This is a genomic window from Helicobacter apodemus (assembly GCF_000765745.2).
Classification (GTDB): Bacteria; Campylobacterota; Campylobacteria; order Campylobacterales; family Helicobacteraceae; genus Helicobacter_D; species Helicobacter_D apodemus.
The window spans coordinates 1-17,164 of sequence record NZ_JRPC02000024.1; the positions used below are offsets into that span (position 1 = coordinate 1).

Annotated in this window: 25 protein-coding genes; 5 read left to right on the forward strand and 20 right to left on the reverse strand. The window is 33.8% G+C overall.

The window, feature by feature from the left end; all coding sequences use genetic code 11:
* Window positions 1–521: 521 nt before the first annotated feature.
* Entirely contained in the window at window positions 522–1,220 is a 699-nt protein-coding gene (locus LS72_RS08590; RefSeq protein WP_034553513.1) for a hypothetical protein, read from the reverse strand.
* A 379-nt stretch (window positions 1,221–1,599) separates the two neighbouring features.
* Between LS72_RS08590 and LS72_RS08595 the strand changes: the two genes are divergently transcribed.
* Window positions 1,600–2,229, forward strand: coding sequence for a S24 family peptidase (locus LS72_RS08595; protein ID WP_034553515.1), 630 nt, complete (start codon window positions 1,600–1,602; stop codon window positions 2,227–2,229).
* Window positions 2,230–2,289: 60 nt separating this feature from the next.
* On the forward strand, window positions 2,290–2,589 hold the full coding sequence (locus LS72_RS08600; RefSeq protein WP_034553517.1) for a hypothetical protein: 300 nt from the start codon (window positions 2,290–2,292) through the stop codon (window positions 2,587–2,589).
* A gap of 114 nt (window positions 2,590–2,703) precedes the next feature.
* On the opposite strand, the gene LS72_RS08605 is transcribed toward LS72_RS08600, so the two are convergent.
* The 19 genes from LS72_RS08605 to LS72_RS08690 form a co-directional block, all read right to left on the reverse strand.
* Window positions 2,704–3,495 (reverse strand): DNA adenine methylase, encoded by a 792-nt coding sequence (locus tag LS72_RS08605; protein ID WP_034553519.1) that lies wholly within the window; start codon window positions 3,493–3,495, stop codon window positions 2,704–2,706.
* Window positions 3,496–3,585: 90 nt separating this feature from the next.
* On the reverse strand, window positions 3,586–3,744 hold the full coding sequence (locus tag LS72_RS10905) for a hypothetical protein (protein WP_194145587.1): 159 nt from the start codon (window positions 3,742–3,744) through the stop codon (window positions 3,586–3,588).
* The gene (locus LS72_RS08610) at window positions 3,741–4,667 is read right to left on the reverse strand and encodes a phage late control D family protein (RefSeq protein WP_034553521.1); all 927 of its coding nucleotides are present in this window, start codon (window positions 4,665–4,667) and stop codon (window positions 3,741–3,743) included. The genes LS72_RS10905 and LS72_RS08610 overlap by 4 nt, the downstream gene beginning before the upstream one ends.
* On the reverse strand, window positions 4,664–5,035 hold the full coding sequence (locus tag LS72_RS08615) for a phage tail protein (protein WP_034553522.1): 372 nt from the start codon (window positions 5,033–5,035) through the stop codon (window positions 4,664–4,666). The genes LS72_RS08610 and LS72_RS08615 overlap by 4 nt, the downstream gene beginning before the upstream one ends.
* A 12-nt stretch (window positions 5,036–5,047) precedes the next feature.
* The gene (locus LS72_RS08620) at window positions 5,048–7,045 is read right to left on the reverse strand and encodes a phage tail tape measure protein (protein ID WP_052087259.1); all 1,998 of its coding nucleotides are present in this window, start codon (window positions 7,043–7,045) and stop codon (window positions 5,048–5,050) included.
* Window positions 7,046–7,235: 190 nt separating this feature from the next.
* Window positions 7,236–7,517 carry a hypothetical protein gene (locus LS72_RS11420; protein WP_238700782.1) on the reverse strand — a complete coding sequence of 94 codons (282 nt, stop codon included), beginning with the start codon at window positions 7,515–7,517 and terminating at the stop codon, window positions 7,236–7,238.
* Window positions 7,514–7,705, reverse strand: coding sequence for a hypothetical protein (locus LS72_RS08630; protein WP_138155266.1), 192 nt, complete (start codon window positions 7,703–7,705; stop codon window positions 7,514–7,516). Before LS72_RS08630 ends, LS72_RS11420 begins: the two co-directional genes overlap by 4 nt.
* Window positions 7,706–7,842: 137 nt before the next feature.
* Window positions 7,843–8,307, reverse strand: a complete 465-nt coding sequence (locus LS72_RS08635; RefSeq protein WP_034553524.1) for a glycoside hydrolase family protein — start codon at window positions 8,305–8,307, stop codon at window positions 7,843–7,845.
* Window positions 8,308–8,443: 136 nt separating this feature from the next.
* Window positions 8,444–8,662, reverse strand: coding sequence for a phage tail assembly protein (locus LS72_RS08640; RefSeq protein ID WP_034553525.1), 219 nt, complete (start codon window positions 8,660–8,662; stop codon window positions 8,444–8,446).
* Window positions 8,663–8,671: 9 nt separating this feature from the next.
* Window positions 8,672–9,184: a phage major tail tube protein gene (locus LS72_RS08645; protein WP_034553526.1), complete on the reverse strand. Its 513-nt coding sequence runs from the start codon at window positions 9,182–9,184 to the stop codon at window positions 8,672–8,674.
* An 11-nt stretch (window positions 9,185–9,195) separates the two neighbouring features.
* The gene (locus LS72_RS08650) at window positions 9,196–10,383 is read right to left on the reverse strand and encodes a phage tail sheath family protein (RefSeq protein WP_034553527.1); all 1,188 of its coding nucleotides are present in this window, start codon (window positions 10,381–10,383) and stop codon (window positions 9,196–9,198) included.
* Complete coding sequence (locus LS72_RS08655) at window positions 10,384–10,881, reverse strand: hypothetical protein (RefSeq protein WP_034553529.1); 498 nt, start codon at window positions 10,879–10,881, stop codon at window positions 10,384–10,386.
* Between the two features lie 12 nt (window positions 10,882–10,893).
* The gene (locus LS72_RS08660; protein ID WP_052087260.1) at window positions 10,894–11,394 is read right to left on the reverse strand and encodes a DUF4376 domain-containing protein; all 501 of its coding nucleotides are present in this window, start codon (window positions 11,392–11,394) and stop codon (window positions 10,894–10,896) included.
* A gap of 14 nt (window positions 11,395–11,408) precedes the next feature.
* Window positions 11,409–12,620, reverse strand: coding sequence for a phage tail protein (locus tag LS72_RS11425; RefSeq protein WP_052087261.1), 1,212 nt, complete (start codon window positions 12,618–12,620; stop codon window positions 11,409–11,411).
* Window positions 12,620–13,240, reverse strand: coding sequence for a phage tail protein I (locus tag LS72_RS08670; protein WP_052087262.1), 621 nt, complete (start codon window positions 13,238–13,240; stop codon window positions 12,620–12,622). Before LS72_RS08670 ends, LS72_RS11425 begins: the two co-directional genes overlap by 1 nt.
* Window positions 13,237–14,340 carry a baseplate J/gp47 family protein gene (locus LS72_RS08675; protein WP_034553530.1) on the reverse strand — a complete coding sequence of 368 codons (1,104 nt, stop codon included), beginning with the start codon at window positions 14,338–14,340 and terminating at the stop codon, window positions 13,237–13,239. The genes LS72_RS08670 and LS72_RS08675 overlap by 4 nt, the downstream gene beginning before the upstream one ends.
* Window positions 14,333–14,626: a GPW/gp25 family protein gene (locus LS72_RS08680; protein ID WP_034553531.1), complete on the reverse strand. Its 294-nt coding sequence runs from the start codon at window positions 14,624–14,626 to the stop codon at window positions 14,333–14,335. The genes LS72_RS08675 and LS72_RS08680 overlap by 8 nt, the downstream gene beginning before the upstream one ends.
* A complete protein-coding gene (locus tag LS72_RS08685; protein WP_034553533.1) occupies window positions 14,623–14,832 on the reverse strand; it encodes a hypothetical protein in 210 nt (69 codons plus the stop codon). Before LS72_RS08685 ends, LS72_RS08680 begins: the two co-directional genes overlap by 4 nt.
* A 2-nt stretch (window positions 14,833–14,834) precedes the next feature.
* Window positions 14,835–15,374 (reverse strand): phage baseplate assembly protein V, encoded by a 540-nt coding sequence (locus LS72_RS08690; protein WP_194145588.1) that lies wholly within the window; start codon window positions 15,372–15,374, stop codon window positions 14,835–14,837.
* A gap of 178 nt (window positions 15,375–15,552) precedes the next feature.
* Here LS72_RS08690 and LS72_RS08695 point away from each other — a divergent pair, with 178 nt between their 5' ends.
* From LS72_RS08695 to LS72_RS08705, 3 genes are read left to right on the forward strand one after another with little or no spacing between them, the layout of a single operon-like run.
* Window positions 15,553–16,008: a hypothetical protein gene (locus LS72_RS08695; protein ID WP_034553534.1), complete on the forward strand. Its 456-nt coding sequence runs from the start codon at window positions 15,553–15,555 to the stop codon at window positions 16,006–16,008.
* Entirely contained in the window at window positions 16,005–16,808 is an 804-nt protein-coding gene (locus LS72_RS08700; protein WP_034553535.1) for a phage protease, read from the forward strand. Before LS72_RS08695 ends, LS72_RS08700 begins: the two co-directional genes overlap by 4 nt.
* A gap of 11 nt (window positions 16,809–16,819) precedes the next feature.
* On the forward strand, window positions 16,820–17,158 hold the full coding sequence (locus tag LS72_RS08705; RefSeq protein WP_034553536.1) for a hypothetical protein: 339 nt from the start codon (window positions 16,820–16,822) through the stop codon (window positions 17,156–17,158).
* The last annotated feature ends 6 nt before the right edge of the window (window positions 17,159–17,164 follow it).

Below are 17,164 nucleotides of genomic sequence, written 5' to 3' on the forward strand. Positions count from 1 at the left end.
GAGCATTTTTTCTTGGGATTAATGTAATGATAAATCCTAATATAACAAATCATTTGCAGAAAATGTTGTGAGAGAGTTAGAGTATGCCCTGATTATTGAATGATTGGCATTTCTATTAACACAAATTAATCCTGCGATTAATCTATATAATTTCACGATTTTATAATATTAAAAATTAATTCTAAATTAACTTTCGTTTTTTGCAGAACCAAAGGAGACCATTATAGCTTTTGTTCTCCTTTTCATAGAGTATTTCCCATATTTTTTTCACAGACATTTTTTGTATAAAACGACATTTTAAATCAAAGTTTTTCCATTTAAAAACGAAGCGGTTTGATTTAAAATGGAAAAAATCAGCAAACATTAAGCTTATAAACTTGCTATTTAAAGAAGAAAAATCAATATTAATTACTTCTTCTATGGAATATCTTTAAAAAACTTAGAGAGCGAAGAGAAATATAAGATTTTAAAGTTCTATAAAGTTAATGTATCTTTTTTGGGAGGGGGATTAATGAATTTATTTATCCCTCATATTTAGGGTGAAATTCTCTTTTTGGGAAGCTTAAATACGCTGTTGGTGATGCAGGATTTAAATAGCTTAAATCTCCTAAGATATTAAAGACATAAATATTATGCATAAATATATTAATGTTTGCTAATGTGGTTGTTGGTATAGCAATGGTTTTTGGTTGCTGATAGATTTGTGGTTGGTTTTGTTGCAATAGTTTGAATATGGCATCAGATTGCATTATTAGCTCATATAATGGATAAATCATTTCTTTAATATAACTCTTATTGCCCTCTAATAATTTCCGTTGTATTTCTTTGTCTTGATTAATCAAGAAACAAAATTTACTACTTAGCACCAATCTGCATCCCCAATATTCTTTGTCTTCAATAAATAATATCCCCTCATCTGCTAATCTTTTGATATTGAGGTATAAAATATCGACATCTTCATTAAATAAATTAATAAGTTGTTGTGTCTTGAGATCTAATTGTGGGCTGGGAAAAATTATCATTCCATTAAGAGGCAAATAAACATTTTTGTATGCGTTAAAAATAATAAACTTATCCAAAAGACTTGCTTCTTTTAGTATTGTTTTTAATCTCTTAATTTCTTTCTTTTCTTGCATGTAAGGATTTAGCCAAGCCCCAAAGAAAGCTCCCGCTAAAGTTCCACAAACGCCAATCAAACCAATCCAAATGCTAGAATCCATTGCCTCTCTTTATGTTTTTGGTTTGAAATTTTATCTAATTTCTTTTGAGCTTCAAATGAGTCCACTGCTCCTATTACTTCTTTAAATTTTATTCTCCTGTATAAGAGGGTATTTATTACAAAGCCCAAATTTGAAAGAGTGAGTAACTTTGAACCCCATAAAATGATAGTTTGCGTTTTAAAGTGGTTTGATTTAAAATGGAAAAAATCAGCAAATATTAAGCTACAATCCTTGCCATTTTAAAAAGCATTTAAACAACATTTAAAACCTTTTTAAACTCTAATTTTTGCATTAAAACTTTCATTTTAAAATAAAATTTCATCTTTAATCCTTTTTTATATTAAAATCCTTTTAAAACAAAAGAATAAAAGGTATTAATATGGATATGGAAGAAGTCATAGAAAAGCTAAAAGATATTCTAGCTAGTGAGGGACAGACAAGCATTAAAACCATTGATGTGGCTAAAGCCTTAAATATACACCCTGATACTTTTAATTCTATGAAATTTAGAAATTCCATCCCCTATAAACAAATACTCAATTTTTTACAACAAAGGCAGATAAATATAAATTTTTTCTTTTATGGGAGTTCTCCTAAAGAGAATTTAGAATGTGAGGACAAATATAAGATTCTAAAACTCTATAAAGTTAATGCAACTTTGGGTGGTGGAGGAATTAATGAGTTTGTAAAGTATAAAGAGATAATAGTAGATAATACACTGCTAGATTTCTTTAAAGCTAAAGATTGTGAGTTTATAACAAGCTTTGGGGAATCTATGGAGCCTATAATTAAAGATGGCTCTATTTGCGTAATTGACAAAACAAGGCTTTTTAAAAACAAAAGTATTTATGTAATTAATACTAGAGATGGGCTTTTTATAAAACAGGTCTTAAAACAAGATAATGGAGTTATTCTGCACTCTTTTAATCCCGCTTTTGAAGATATTTTTTATAAAAATGGAGATTTTTTACTAATTGGTGCAGTTGTTGGCGAGATTAGGAGGACATGACAGCACACACTAAGCTTGGGAAAGCTATTGTTGTCCTAACAAAAAAATAAAGGACAATAAATGCAAAATGTAAATTTAAAAACTTTAAAAGAAGATTTAGAAAATACTCTTAGATATTGGTATGAAACAATAAGTGAAAGCCTATTTGTGGAAAGTTTAGAGGAAAGGCTAAAAAGCTTAGAAGAGATGAAGTCTTTAATTTTAGCCATAACAACAATCAAGGATGAGAGCTTTAACCCTAAAGACTTAAAAACAATCCATATAAAAACAGGAGCAAAATTAAATATTGTGTTAGAATACGATGATGAAGAAAAGATTTATAATCTAATCTTTAAGAAAACATCCCTTAAAAATTCATAACCAAAACCCCTTTGCACTCTCTTGATTTTAATAATCCATTTTTATCAAGGTTAAAATGCAAAAAAGGGCAAAATTAATAATCTTTGCTCTTTAAATTTAATAGGCACAGAGTGCCTAAAAGTTGCTAATAAGAAGCTCTGTGTGCCTTTTATACTGCGTTTTTATATTCAAGCTATAATGTGTTTGTAGTTTTTTAATATTAAAATCTTTGTAGAGATTATTCACCAACTCACAATCATTATAGCTAAGTAAGAATTTCCCTTTAATATTCTTTAATATTTCAAATAAATCCTTATGATCTTTTAAATCAAAGGTTTTCTTATTCTTATAATAATTCTCTGTGCCAACATAAGGAGGATCTAAATAAAACAAAGTGGAATCATTATCATATTGCTTAATAAAATCCCTAAAATCCAAATTTTCAATACTCACATGTTTTAGCCTTTCTGCATAAACTTGAAAACTTTTATAAATATTCTTTGGACTTCTTGCCTTTTTACACATTGCATAATGCCTTCTTGTACCCCCAAAACTATGCACAATGGAATAATAATAAAGTGCTGCTTTTTCTATATCATTTCTTGGAGTTTTGGTAATGGAATCTTTAAAAAAGATTCTACCACTCAACATTCTATTAAGTTCTAATTGCAAACTTTGTGGGCGACTTTGTATGATTTTATGCAGATTAATTAAATCCTCATTCCAATCATTAATCACCTCATTGTATTTTGCAAAAGGACGCTCTTTTGCATAAAGAACAGATAGGCTTCCTGCAAAAACTTCAGCATAGCAAGTATGAGGAGGCATTCTCTCTACAATTTCTTTTGCCATTTTAGATTTTCCACCTACCGAAGCAAATGGGGCTTTTAAAGTGCTAGTTTTCATTTTAAAGTTTGCATTTTTCATTGCAACTCCTTCTAAAATGAAATTTTTTGCTTATGTTTTCAAAAAAAGAGGTATTATCCCAAAGCTAGTTTTCATTAAGGGGGTTTCCCCTTATTCCTTATTTTTTTCTTTAATCCTTTTTTCTCTTATAATCTCTAATCTTTCACTTTGCCATTTCACAATGAGTTCCAAACAAGTGCATTTTTTCTCTAAAGTTTGAAGGATGTTTTCTAGTGCTTTGATTTGTGCTTTTAAATCTCTCTTTTTCATTTTTCAAACTCAACATCAGTTATAAAGCCATCAGCACTTAGAGTATGATTCACACTATTAATTTGATAAACCCCATTATCACTTCCTGCATTATTTAATTCTAGCAGTCCTCCTGCATAAATCTTGCTGCCATAGATACTAAGCCTTCCACTAATGCTCCCAGAGTTAGCATTTTTAAGTTTCGCTTGAGCCTTAAGTTTTGCATCGCTACTATTTTTAAAAGCAGACTCTATTCTAAGCTGTGGCATTCCATTGCCTACTACTACTTCTTTATTTTTATTCTCTTCCGTATCGTGCCAAATAGCTCTTGCACTAAGATAAAGCGTTTTATTAGAATGTTTGATAGAAAAACTTATCGCTTCTGATAAATTTATTTTAGACACAGGAAGCTTCTCGCTTTCTTTTTTGTATAAAAACAAAATTTTATTATCCTTAATAGAAAACATTGCACCATATTCCTTTGCCAATCTTTTTAAAAAGCTCAAATCGCTCTCATCGCTTTGGGCTAAATAAACAATCTTAGCCTCTTCAAATTCTGCTTGAAAGCCCAATTGGTGTTCTTTAGCAATTTTTTCTACAATCTCTTTTAAGCTAACCTTCTCCCAAGAGCGGCTCCTTTTCTCTTTTAAAGCATTGCTAAAATCTACTCCTGTAGCAGTAATAGTAGTGGAATGTTGTGTTCTTTCACTGCTTTGCACACAAAAATCTCCACAATACCAAAGCCCACTTTCTTTATACCCAATCCATACTTTAAGCTTATCTTGGTATTTAGGTCTCCTAAATTCTCCTGCAACTTCCAAAGTAATTTCATCACTTAAAATCCCTGCTTCATCTTTAAACCTTAAAGTAATAAGATTTTTTTGAATATGCTCTGTTACATCTCTATTATTAGCCAAGATTTTAAAATTAGGAGTAAAATTCATCGGTAATACTTTTTTAAAGAAAGATTTAAAGTTTGAGACAGGCTTGCTCCATTTGGTAAAATAGATTCTTTTTTAAGAGTATAGCTCTCTACTAATACTTCGCCAATAATTTCTCCATAGCCCAAAACCATAAAAAAAGGTTTTTTTTGCTTCACTTGTTTTTTAAAATCTTCTAGGGTTCTTTGTTTTTGCAAAATTAAATCTAACTCTAACTCTAAAGATTCTTCAAACTTCCCACTATCAAAAAAAGCAGGATGATTACCAATGCGTTTAATCTCGCTAAAAGGCAATATTAATTTCTCTGTGATTGTTTTTAATTGTGCTTGTTTAAGTCTAAATTTAAAATCTCCCAGGGCTAAATAAAACATTGTTTCTCTCTTTTAAAAATCAAGATCGCTAAAGCTACGATCTCTCTCACTCTGTTTTGCCTTCTTTAGAGCCATCTCCACTTCTCTTTGAATATCTCTTTGCAGCTGGGAATTTTCTGGAATCTTGCCATCAGTGGTTTGCACTTGGATTCCACCAGTAAAAGCCACACTAATATTATTTTGTGTAGAGGAGGGAGTAAGAGGAGAGACTTGAAGGGTCTCTATCTTTTTTTCCTCTAAAGAACTTTTAAGGGTGCTCTCTCCAAAACCAAAGAAACCTTTAATGGAACTTAGGGTTTCCCCAATTATAGAAACAGCTGTTTTAAATCTTGCAATCCAGCCTCCAAGCAATTCTTGAAAAAAATCGTTTATAGGAGTAAAGGCAGAGGCTATTAATCCCAAAGGATTCCAAGAAAAAACACTCTTAAGATAATTCCATACTCTTGAAAAACTCTCTTGAATGCTATTTACAACATTAGAAAAAACTTCTTTTAAAGGGGTCCAATGTTTATAAATTAAAAATCCCACTCCCGCAATGGCAGTGAGTGCTAACCCAATAGGGTTGAAAAGAAAGGCACGGGAGAGAAAGAGCACAGCCGTGCTTAAGGCTTTAAAGCCTAGCACTGCTTTGCCTAACCCTAAAGTCATTGCACTTAGCGCAAACATAAAGGTAGGGACAATAATTAAAAGTGTGCCAATACCAACTGCAGATCCTACAATGACTTTGGTTAGCGTTGGGAATCTTGAAGCAAAATTTGAGATTCCATCTGTAATGGGACGAATTATGCTAATAAGTGCATTTAAGGAGGGTAAAACTACATTACCAATACTAATACCCACATTGATTAGGCTTGATTTTAAAAGAATAAGAGCATTCTCTGTTGTAGCACTCCTTGTTTCAAATTCTCTTTGCAAAGAACCTATATTGTCTTTTGTATTAGCGAGATTTACTGCTTTTTTGTAATTATCAATACCCTTAACAAGCAAAGCCATATCATCTCCAAAATTTGCTCCAAAGAGATTACTTAGAATTCCCATTTGATCTGCTTTTTCTACTTTGGTTAGGGTTTGCAAAAAATCCTCAATACCCTTTTGAGGGTCTTTTTGAATAGAATCTTTGAGTTCTTCCGCACTTAATCCAATCTGCTCTAATGCTTTTTTAAAGCCCGCTGTTTGCTCCTCTGGAGCTAAAAGCTTAGTAAAAAAGGAATTAATTGCTGTTCCTGCTACTTCAGGGGCTTTACCCATTGCTAAAAAAGCACTTCCAAGAGCTGCAGCATTTTGAGCGCTTAATCCCATTACATTAGCCGTTCCTCCAATCCTTCCTAAAACTTCGGCAATATCTTTTGCTTTAGCGGCAGAATTATCGGAGATATGATTCATGGCATCACCTAATCCCTCCATTTCTTTTAGCCCTAATCCATAGACATTCATAATTTTTGCCATTGTGTCCCCAGCCTGTTCTGCATCCATATCAAAAGCGGTGCTCATCTTTGCAACTAGGGTTGTAAAATCCATTAGCTTTTCTTTAGCTACACCTAATGCTCCTCCACTCGCAGTAATTTTAGCTAATTCAGTCGGAACAAGGGGAATTGTTTTGCTAAGGTTTCTAATCTCTGCACTAAAAGATTGAAGCTCTTTTTGACTATCAAAATCCACAACCTTATTAACATCTGCCATGGCACTCTCAAAATTAATAGCGGCTTTAATGGGCATAACAATACCAGCTCCCAATGCCACCTTTTCCATTATGGAGCTTTTAAAAGAATCCATATTGGCTTTAGCCTTAATTCTTACCTCTTCAGAATTTAAGCCCTTAATCTTTGCCTTAATCGAATCTAAAGTTGTCTTGATCGTATTAAGAGGGGTAATGTTTGTTTTAGGGGTAATTGTGCTTTTAAAAGTGCTGCTTGTTACACTTTTTAAGGAACTAAGGCTACTTTGGGCTAATTTAATTCCCTTATCGTTAAAAATTGTTTGAATACTAATCCCAACACCTAGATTTTGCATATTTTTTCCTTTTTTAAGATTTCTCCTAAAATTACAAACTTAATGTGAATATGTTTTAAAAACTCACAGGCAAGAGCAGGAATCCTAGCTTTGATAAACAAAGCTTTCCTAATTGCCTGTTTGTCCTTAAAACATATTTTCTTACCTACATATTTTAAAGACTTCTTAAATGCTTTTTAAAAAGTCTTATCTAATCCCTCGTGCAATCCTTTGCGATTTGCTCAACTTCCTTGTAATAGATACTAAGCTCCTTATGACTTTCAAAACTTCCATCCTCTTTAGGTTTTTTAGGAAGTTCTAAATTGCATCTAATGGGAATGAGAACTTCTTTGGTTTGAATTTTTACAATGGGCTTAGGTGCACATCCTATGAAAGAAGCTAAAAGAAAAAGAAATGCAAAGGTATAGGCTAAAAACCAAAGAAAACGCATCATTAAATTGATTAAAATTTTATGAATTCTAAAACCCTTCATTTACCAAGCTCCTTAAAGATTTGTTTATAGCCTCTAAGCTCTGTTTCACAACTAGAATCTTTTAAAACAATTTCTTTAATCGCTGTAGTATCAATCAAGGTTTTTTGCACTTGCATCTTTTTAAAAGCTTCGTTTTGTTTTTCTAAGGCAAGATTTAATTTTTGAACGTTTAAAATTGTTTGTTGCAACTCCAACTCTTTTAAAAACAAGTCTTCTTTTAAACTAGAGTTCCTCCAGATAAAAAAACAAAGAACACAGGATAAAGTTACACAAAGTAATGCAAGAATCATCTTAATATCTAGTTTTCTTAAAAACATTAAATGCATTAAATATTCCCACTCTCTATCATATTACAAATTCTAACCCCACGTCTTTTCACCTGCTTAAACCATTTACTTAAACGCATATTCTCAGCAGCTCTTTTGTAGTCTTCTTGCTCTAAAAAGAGTAAAGTGTTTTTAAAAGTTTTCAATGTCCCAAGCCCTACATTGTAGTCAAAATCAACCAAAGCAGCTTTTCTTACTCTATCGGTTTTAGCAAACCAGTTAAAATTTTGTGCCAATTCCTCATAACATTTTTGTAAATTTTCTCTTAGCCAATCTTTAGCGATTTTCTCATTTATCAAACCTTCAGCTCTCAAAAGTTTCTTCTCTGTCTCCGTTAAAGGGTTGGCTTCTATGTTTCGCCCATAGCCAATTGTTAAAAATCCAGCGGGGCATTTATAAACTTTGGGGCTAAATCCCTCAAAATCAGCGGTTAGTGGCAAAATTATCTCTATTGTTTCTTTCATTGCTTTTCCTTATTTACTTTCATAGCAAGTTTATGTAAGCTTAAGAAGTCCTCCCACAACATCTCTATGCAATCTTTATATCCCTGATGAAAAGCAATGCCAAGATTTGCAATCATTGTTAAAAGACTTCCTTTTTCTACTTTTTTGTAATAAGCTCCTTTAAAGCCCCCTGTAAAATGGCTAAATCTCCTAATTCTAAATTATCTATTTCATCAATACTTATCCCTGTTAGATTAGCAATCATCGCAATCTCTCTTTCAAAATCATTAGCAATATCACAAATTGCACGAACATCTCTAACAAGAGGTTTCCTCATTTTCACTTCTTTATTTCCCAATTTGATAATTTTCTCCATTTTTCACTCCTACATAACATGAGAGCGTAAATCCGCCCAAATATCTTTACCGCCCATAAGGCAAATCATATTTCTTGTATCAATCAGCATTACTTGTGCATTGTTTTCATCTTTTTTATAAAAATACACCTGCATTTCAAGCTCTACTTCCACCTCTTCTCCAGAGGCAACCTTTGGCATTGTAAGTTTGGTTATGTTTCCTCTAAAGGTAGCGACATGTCCAAAATGTCCCTTTTGGGAACTCACATTCCATTTAACATACAAATTAGAGCTCTGATTAAATTGAGAGCTCATAGAATTTAAATAAACAATATTGTATTCAGCAAATTTTACTTTTAGAGTCATCTCTTTTAAAATCCCGCTATTCTGATTGCTTTTGTAAAAACCTCCATTTTGCGTATAGGTTTCAAACTCTATTGCAGGAAGCTCCACCTCCTTGCTAACTCCTAAAAAGCCTATTCCCTCCACAAAAACCGAAGCCGCATTAATAACTTGTGCTTCTCTTAATTTTGAAAAAACCATTCTTGCTCCTTTTAAGAAATCATTTTTATAAGCATCTTAGAGAATTTGTCTGTATAATCAAAATTTACTTCTAGCCTCTTAACAATGGGTGTATTCATCGTTTTAACATCTAAATAAAATTTACCAGCAGTGATATTTGCTGGAGTATTTAGCTCATCATTCCAAGAAACTTCATAATCTACTAGAACCTTTGCACCTTTTAAGCTTAAGAGCATTTGCTCTACAGAATCTTTAGCGGCTTTTAACTCATCAGCCCTCCTATCAATCGCCCAAAATAATCCCTCTAATGCAGCCTCTGCAATCCTATCAAATACCCTCACTCTGGTAAAATCTTGCCAAATAGAATCTATAGAAGTGGTGTTATTCCCCCAAAGCCTAAAGCCAGAATAGCGAATAATGGTTGTAATATTTTGATTTCTTAGCCTATCTGCTTGACACTCTTGCCCTGCTTGGAATTCCACAATTCTCTTTGTGCCTGAAACCCCATTTAATACACGATTGGAGTGAGAATTTGAAAACCCATACTCTTCCTCACCATCCACATAAGCAATAAGTCCTGCAACTCTTGCACTAAGAGGCTCATAAGAATGAGCGTTTTTTAAACTATCCCACACCTTAACATAAGGATCGCAAAGCAAAACTCTTTCACTTCCATAAGAAGAAGCTTTAGTAATAGCTTCACTTTCACTTTCACAATTTAAATCAATAATGGCATGAGCATTTAGCTTTTGAGCTATGCTTTGCATCTGTGAGCCAATATCTAAATCGTGGCTAAAAAATGGGGCAATAATTAAATTTGGGCTGTATCCAAAGAGCGCTTGAGAACTAGGCATTCTTAAGATTGCTTCAGATACCTTTGTTTTTATTTCTTCTTGCCCATAAAACTCTTCGGGAACTTCCTGAGCTTGTGTCAGAGAAATCACCACAAAGCTTAGAATAAGAGGAGATTTAGCGTTTTGCTCATTAATACCGCTTAATACTCTAAGAACACTTCCTTCATATGCTCCAAACTCTTTTAGAGCAGTTTCTGCTGAAGCAAAAAACCGCAAAGGTTCTGCTCTAAGGCTATTGATTAACTCCTCATTGCTCTCATCTAATGCAATACTCACAACCGCACCAATGGGTGTGCTAGATTTAACTTTAATAGCACGCGCAGCACTGCTAGAGCGCGTAACATTAACACCAAAATTTGCTGCCATTTATTCTCCTTTTATATTAGATTTTTTATCTTTTTCTCCTTGCTCTTCCACTTCTTTGATTTTTAAGTGTTTAGCAAGGAAATCTTGAAACTTCTTAACCATGAGATTATATATATCCACTTCTTTTATATCTTTATTGCGAGTTTTTAGTCTTTGGATGCAGATTAAAACGCTTAAAATCTCTCCTAAGATTAAAAAGCTAAAACAATAATCCACAAAGATATAAAGAGTAGGTATGCTCTTAGCACCAAAAGCTACCACAAAAGGAACAAACAAGCTTAAGGCTTTGCTTGTAATATCAAAACACACAAAGGCTCTTAGGTTTTCTCTAAAAGAAATGGTTTTGATAAAACCAGCAAATCCGCTAAAAAAGAACACAAAAAGCAGAGCATATACTTGTGCTTCTGATATTCCAAGATAATGCATTATCTGAAAGAATAACGCCAAACCTCCACTTCCTAAAAACAAAACCGCATTGCTTCTTTCGCTAATATCCATTGCGTTCTCCTTTTAATAATCCCACGCTATTGCATCTACTTCCTCTATAGTGTCCCACACTATCGCTTCCACTTCTTCTATGGTGCTACTTGCATCCACTCTATTTTTTAACACTCTTGCCTTAAGCATATTTTCATTAAGGCTTGAAAACATTAAAGAAGCCAAAGCAGTAAGATTCTTTTTAGTCATAGGCACAGGTGTGTTGTTTTTAGCAATCCATGCAAAGTTTTCAGGTAAGCTTAGAGACAGATAAGAGCTAATAATATCCCTATCAGATTTTCTGTTAGTAAAAATCTCTCCATTAAACTCTATATCTTGCTCTATAGCCTCATCCCTTTTAGCGTTCATTTCTACTTTTTTAGTGGCTTTAGCTATCTCTAATGCCTCCTCTGGAGAAGGTGAGAGAATAGCATTCACTTCTTCTTCAGAGAGAGGAGTTAAGTGAGGCGGAATCTCTAAAAAATCATCTTCAAACCCAAAGATTTCATTATTGCTATCTTTAAAGTAACGCATATTCAACCCTTTTTTTAAGAAAATTCAAGAACACTAAACCTAGAAATTCTCCATTCTGACCCATGCCATTTCCCTCCAAATTTATAAGTTGCACCATAAGGAATAACTCTCTCTACAAGATAAAACAAATTCGTAAATGGACCCCAGCTATTACCTTTGTTAAAATTGACATTATCTAGATTAAAACGCTGAATATCATTTAAGACTCCATTTATATACAAAGGTCTATCAGAAATTATCTTCATCGGACCAATTGTGTTTGTGTAATTTACGTCCTTGTTATAAGTCTTTACCCTCCACCTCTGATTTCCTCTAAAAGCCAATCTGTTAAGCGTATGTAAATTGATTAACTGATTTCCGCTACTCATTATTCCACCGCACATAGGAGCCGTGCTAAAAGTCTTAACGCCATTAATGGTTTGATTACCATTCAATGAAACCTTGCTATTGCCCACTGCATCTACATAGGCTTTATTAGCGAGTTGGTTATTAGCGGTAGGATTAGCAGAGCAAACAGGAGTAGAGCCAAAGGTTTTAACCCCAGATATATTTTGATTGCCTTGCAACAAAACTGCATTTTGCACTAAGTCTTGCACATTTTCACCCATGCCAGCAAGTCTTGTATCTAAAATGGCTTTATTGATAGCGTGATGATCTTCTGTTGGCGTTGCTACGCTAAAAGTCTCATTCGCACTTCCATTTAAATCTGCTTTTTCTGAAAATTTTAGATTAAGCGATTCCATAGATTCATCAATCTTTGTCTCTAGCTTTTGCTCTGCCTCATCCACATAATCTCTGCTAGCAATTATCACGCTTGGATCAAGCTTCAAAATAACCTCTGAAGCATTAGAGACTTCCATAACAACCTTAATCATCAGCTCTTTAGCGCTTCCTTCGCTCAAAAGAGGTTTATAGGTTCTTGGAGTATTCCCTATTGCAATTAATTCTCCCTCTTCATCATAGATCCCTATAGCATTAACTTCAAATCCCCCAACATTGCTGGGAATGTGGCACTCTATGATTACATGGTTAGGATTATTGGATTCTACGAGCTTATTTGTGATGCTTCCCTCATAAACAACCTCTTCTAAAACACTCATCTCCTGTGTTGGCACAATAACTTTAGAACTCAATTTAAAAGAGCGTAAATTCACTCCTGTATTAGAGGCTCTAGCAGCAACAAATTTCGCAATCCCAACATTAGTCAATAAAGTATAATATTCCATTATCCAACCCCCAAGAAGCTTATATTACTTACTAAAGTTTCATAAACACAAACTGCACTCCCCACACTGCCTCTTGAAGTATTTTGGGTATCCCTAACTTGGTAGGGATAGATACTAAAGCTCTCGCTACTTAAAGAGAGATTTGCATTAAAGTCTTTATTTTTGCAATGAAGTTCATATTCTACGCCATCTAGGATAGAGCGAACATTTTTAAATTTTTGGATTAAAGAATCAAGCAGAGCAAAAGTTTCTTTACCATTTCCTTTAATTGAGCTAGAGACTTTAACCCTAAAAGTAAAAGGCTCTCCCCCATATTCAAACCACTCTTGTATTTCTACATTCTCAAACACAGATTGCAAAGCCTTTTTAAGAGCAGAGGGTGTGCCTGAATTTTTGTGGATAAACATTGCAGAGCTTAGCAGTTTCCTCATTTCTTCTTGGCTTAAACCCGCAATTTCCATATCAAAGTTTCTACCAATCTCTAAGAGAAGCTCACTTGGTGCAGTTTTGGGTAGGGTATTAATAGAGCTTAAATCGCTTTTTTCCAAAGCCTTTTCATAAATAGTCTCCAAGAATTTTAAGAGCTGTGGTTCATTGGGTGGAAGCAAACTTTTTTTCATAATTCATCCTCCAAAACTTGCACTCCTAAAGAAGAATACTCTTTATAGCTCAAAGCTAACTCTTGAATTTTAATGTTTTCTTTATCAGCTAAAACATCTTCTCTTGGATTTTTTAGAACAACTTTATAAACACCACCCACATGTAAATTCTTTATAATTTCAGAAAGTGGCAAATCCTCACCAATTTTAAATTTCCTTTTTTTAAAGAGTGTCTCATAAGAGGCAGCAATATTAGCAGCATCTTTTAAATCAAATAAAAAAATATCTGCCTCAATATTTATAACTTTGTTTTCAGATTCGCTCACTAAAACCCTATCTGTTAGAGGGCGAACATTATCAGAATTTAAAATCTCTCTTACCCTCTCCAACATTAGTTCATCCACTCCCTCATCACTATGGATAACAACCTCTACAATTCCAGGGCTATCTTCTGAAGTAAATACCGCAACGTCATCTATTCTAGAATCTGCACTTTTTGCGTGGAATATATAGGCTTTTTGGCTTCCTGCGGTGGTGTGGGAGTGAAGGCTCAAGAGGTATCGCTCACGGAAGGCTTCATCACTTTCTACCTCTCCACCATCTGCAAAAGAACCTTGTGCTTTTATTTGCAGGCTAAAAGTAAGAGGGGTAAGCAGGTTCTCGCATTTAATTTTGGCAAACTTTTGTTTCTTAAAATACTCAACAACCCCATCCACACTCAATTCTCCTGCTTTTAGGGTTAAAGAATTCTTTAAAAATGCCCGATGCTCTCCGCTCTCATCGCCCAATTCTAAACCTTTAGGTAAAACTACATCTTGTTTAAAAGGAGCTTTAATACTAAAGCTATAATTAGCATAAGGATAAGCCCCATCTAGCCTCTCAATGCCTTGATTTTGGCAAAAGTTGTCCAAGTCTCCCCCTTTAGCATATTGCAACAACAAGGACTTAATGCTATTGACTCTTCTTTGCTCTAATAGGGCTATTTTATAAGCAAAAGCCTCAATTAAGACAGAAAAAGAATCAGATTCTAATCTTTCATAATTGGGGTAAAATCGTTTAATGAATGCTTCTATCTCATTAAGTAGCTCTTCATAGGTTAGAGGCGTTAAAACTTTAGACATTTAGAACTCCATTAAAGCTTGAGTTGTTAGTGAAATATAGAGTGTAAGATATTTTAGAATCTAGCACTTCCTCTAAAACAACACGTTCTATCTTTATGCGTTTCTCCCATTTTTCCACTGCTTCTGCGACATAGCGATAAAAATCCAATTTAAAGCTTTCATCTAATTTTCTATCTATTAAAAGATAAAGCTTAGAGCCAAATTCTGGAAGCATTACACGACTTCCAAGAGGAGTTTCTAAAATCCTTTTTAAAGATTCTTCTAAAGAAGCTTGATAAGTTTTCATTGCACACTCCAAATTCCACTACACTCTGCACCCTCATCTAAAACTTGGGCGTTTTGCTGTATCTCTGCAACAACAGCAGCAGCTATTGCTTCAATAAAGGGTGTGGAGTATTGCTTATAATTTCCTCTATCCTCTACTTTTTCATAGCCCTTTGCTTGGAGGTTTGCTTCAATTTTACCAACAAGAGATTGTGTGCTAAGTGCCATATTTAGACCTTACTTCTTGTGTTTTGGCTACCTTGTGGATGGGGAGAGCCTGTAAAGGCACAAATGCATTCTGTGGTTACTACACCTGCTCCACCTAATCCTAAATCAATGCTAGGAGAATCTATTTCTACCCTTTGAGCGGCAATAAAGGCATTTTGGCAAGAAATACTGATTTGCTTAGGAGAGTTTATTTCTAAGGTGGAATTCTTGGTATCATAAGAAAACTCTACACCATCTTCATAGCTTATGATTTCTTTAAAATCACTAGCTCCCTCTTGCTCTTTACACTCTTTATTAAATATTCCTCTTAAGATAATGCCACCATTAGCTTCCCCATAAGGGGCTAGCACTAAAACCTGTTCTCCAATTCGTGCAGGAATATAATGTTTTTTGTAGCTGTTCGCAAAGCTTAAAACAGGCAAAAAATCGCTCACTCTTCCACAGATATTTACCCGAGCAAGAGCCTTTCCCTCTTCACTTTTAGTTTCAACAATTGTTCCTATGGTTAGCAGATTCTTTAAAAGATTAAGTATCTCTTCCACAAGCTACCTTTTTGAAATTTTGCAGAAGTTTAGAAAAAAGTTCTTGTTTTAAAAATTCTTATTTCTTTATAAAAAATGGTGAGAGGAAAACTAAATAATTTTTATTTTAAAGAATTACTAATTTTTAAAAACTCATTATTCTTGTTTAATACCGCAAAATTTTCATTAAAGGAATCCTTTGCGTATTAGTGAATTTTGTGAGGAATTACTTAATGAGCTTAGAATGCTTGTTGGAGATAATAGAGTTTTCTTCTTCAACAACGACTTTGCAAATGAGGAAGGCATTAGTAGGTGCTTAAAAAACTCTCCTGTTATATTCTTAGATTTTATCGGAGATACTTTTATTAAAAACACTTTTCAAAAACGTTGCGAACTTGAGCTTTATGTAATACACGCAACTTCTAGCGTGAATATTAAAAATCGTGAAGCTTCTTTTAAAGAACAAATGGATTTTTTAGAAAGAATAGAAAAACATTTATTCCAATTAAAACTTAAAAACGCAGGAGTGATTGAGCTTTTTTCTTTAACCAAAGAATATAGTGATATGACTAAAAATGGCTTTTTAAGTATTTATAAAAGAAAGCTAGAGGTGATGTTACACATAGAAAACCCTTATGAGGAAGGAGAGGAATGAAAAAAGAATTTTTTATTTGTGAATTAAGTGCCACAGAGACTAATGAAAATTTAGTGGAGCTAAAAGTGGCGGTTGTTGGGAAGTGGAGCGGACACCACGCGGGTAATTTTGAAATTACAGAGCAATCCTTAAAAGAGATTAAAACAAACTTTGATAATCGCTTAGATGATTGCGTGATTGATTATGAACACAACAGCTTAAATGGTTTAGAGAATCCTGCGGCAGGCTGGATTAAATCTTTAGATATTAGAGAAAACGCACTTTTTGCAAAAGTTTCTTGGAACAAAAAAGCAAAGGATTTTATCAAAAATGGCGAATACAAGTATCTTAGTCCCACCTTCCAAATGCACTATAAAGACCCAAGAAGCGGTTCAGATTGTGGTGTGTTTTTACACTCTGTTGCCTTAACAAACACGCCCTTTTTAGATTCTTTGGGTGAGGTTAAGGCAAATTCAAATTTATTAGATCATAAAGGAGAAACAATGGAAAAATTGGAAGCTTTGGAAGCTGAAAATAAGGCTTTAAAAGAGCAGTTAAAGGAAGTGCAAGAAACTCTTGCTAAGACCAATGAGAAAATGGCGTGTTCAGTTGTAGATTCCGCACTTGTAGCTTGTAAGATTACAGAGGGACAAAAGGAATGGGCTTTAAATTATGCAAAGTCAGACTTGCAAGGATTTAAGAGTTTCTTAGATGCTACACAGCCTTTAAGCCAACCACAAAACAATCTTTTTGCAAACAGCAATGCAAAAAATACAACCACAACTGAAATTGATGTGGTGAAACTTACATTGGAATCATAAAGGAGATAAAGATGGCAAATCCAATTTTTTATTCAAAAGGTAAAACGTTAGGTGATTTACTCATCAAAACACATTTAAGCATTAATGCTTCATTTTCTGAAGCTACAGAGGACAATCCTGTAGGATTAGGAACAGCAGTAATTGTAGTAGCAGGAGAGAATGGAGGATATACTGCAACAAAAGCTCCTGCTAACGAGGCAAATGGAATTTTATTGCAAAGTGTGAATAATTCAACAGATAGTGTGGGTGTTTTGATTGCAGGAGAGGTTAAAGAATCTTTTTATGAAGACGCACAGTTTGACAAAGATTTACGCACTTCTTTGTTGCAAAATAAAATCGTATTAAGATAAGGAGAG

Coding starts and splice junctions, on each gene's coding strand:
- LS72_RS08705 (WP_034553536.1), top strand. CDS start 16,820: ATGGCAAATCCAATTTTTTATTCAAAAGGTAAAACGTTAGGTGATTTA.
- LS72_RS08605 (WP_034553519.1), bottom strand. CDS start 3,495: ATGAAAAATGCAAACTTTAAAATGAAAACTAGCACTTTAAAAGCCCCA.
- LS72_RS08640 (WP_034553525.1), bottom strand. CDS start 8,662: ATGGAGAAAATTATCAAATTGGGAAATAAAGAAGTGAAAATGAGGAAA.
- LS72_RS08680 (WP_034553531.1), bottom strand. CDS start 14,626: ATGAAAACTTATCAAGCTTCTTTAGAAGAATCTTTAAAAAGGATTTTA.
- LS72_RS08620 (WP_052087259.1), bottom strand. CDS start 7,045: ATGCAAAATCTAGGTGTTGGGATTAGTATTCAAACAATTTTTAACGAT.
- LS72_RS08635 (WP_034553524.1), bottom strand. CDS start 8,307: ATGAAAGAAACAATAGAGATAATTTTGCCACTAACCGCTGATTTTGAG.
- LS72_RS10905 (WP_194145587.1), bottom strand. CDS start 3,744: ATGAAAAAGAGAGATTTAAAAGCACAAATCAAAGCACTAGAAAACATC.
- LS72_RS08670 (WP_052087262.1), bottom strand. CDS start 13,240: ATGAAAAAAAGTTTGCTTCCACCCAATGAACCACAGCTCTTAAAATTC.
- LS72_RS08675 (WP_034553530.1), bottom strand. CDS start 14,340: ATGTCTAAAGTTTTAACGCCTCTAACCTATGAAGAGCTACTTAATGAG.
- LS72_RS08595 (WP_034553515.1), top strand. CDS start 1,600: ATGGATATGGAAGAAGTCATAGAAAAGCTAAAAGATATTCTAGCTAGT.
- LS72_RS08645 (WP_034553526.1), bottom strand. CDS start 9,184: ATGGTTTTTTCAAAATTAAGAGAAGCACAAGTTATTAATGCGGCTTCG.
- LS72_RS08685 (WP_034553533.1), bottom strand. CDS start 14,832: ATGGCACTTAGCACACAATCTCTTGTTGGTAAAATTGAAGCAAACCTC.
- LS72_RS08600 (WP_034553517.1), top strand. CDS start 2,290: ATGCAAAATGTAAATTTAAAAACTTTAAAAGAAGATTTAGAAAATACT.
- LS72_RS08655 (WP_034553529.1), bottom strand. CDS start 10,881: ATGGATATTAGCGAAAGAAGCAATGCGGTTTTGTTTTTAGGAAGTGGA.
- LS72_RS08700 (WP_034553535.1), top strand. CDS start 16,005: ATGAAAAAAGAATTTTTTATTTGTGAATTAAGTGCCACAGAGACTAAT.
- LS72_RS11420 (WP_238700782.1), bottom strand. CDS start 7,517: ATGAAGGGTTTTAGAATTCATAAAATTTTAATCAATTTAATGATGCGT.
- LS72_RS08650 (WP_034553527.1), bottom strand. CDS start 10,383: ATGGCAGCAAATTTTGGTGTTAATGTTACGCGCTCTAGCAGTGCTGCG.
- LS72_RS08660 (WP_052087260.1), bottom strand. CDS start 11,394: ATGCGTTACTTTAAAGATAGCAATAATGAAATCTTTGGGTTTGAAGAT.
- LS72_RS08590 (WP_034553513.1), bottom strand. CDS start 1,220: ATGGATTCTAGCATTTGGATTGGTTTGATTGGCGTTTGTGGAACTTTA.
- LS72_RS08610 (WP_034553521.1), bottom strand. CDS start 4,667: ATGAATTTTACTCCTAATTTTAAAATCTTGGCTAATAATAGAGATGTA.
- LS72_RS08615 (WP_034553522.1), bottom strand. CDS start 5,035: ATGTTTTATTTAGCCCTGGGAGATTTTAAATTTAGACTTAAACAAGCA.
- LS72_RS11425 (WP_052087261.1), bottom strand. CDS start 12,620: ATGGAATATTATACTTTATTGACTAATGTTGGGATTGCGAAATTTGTT.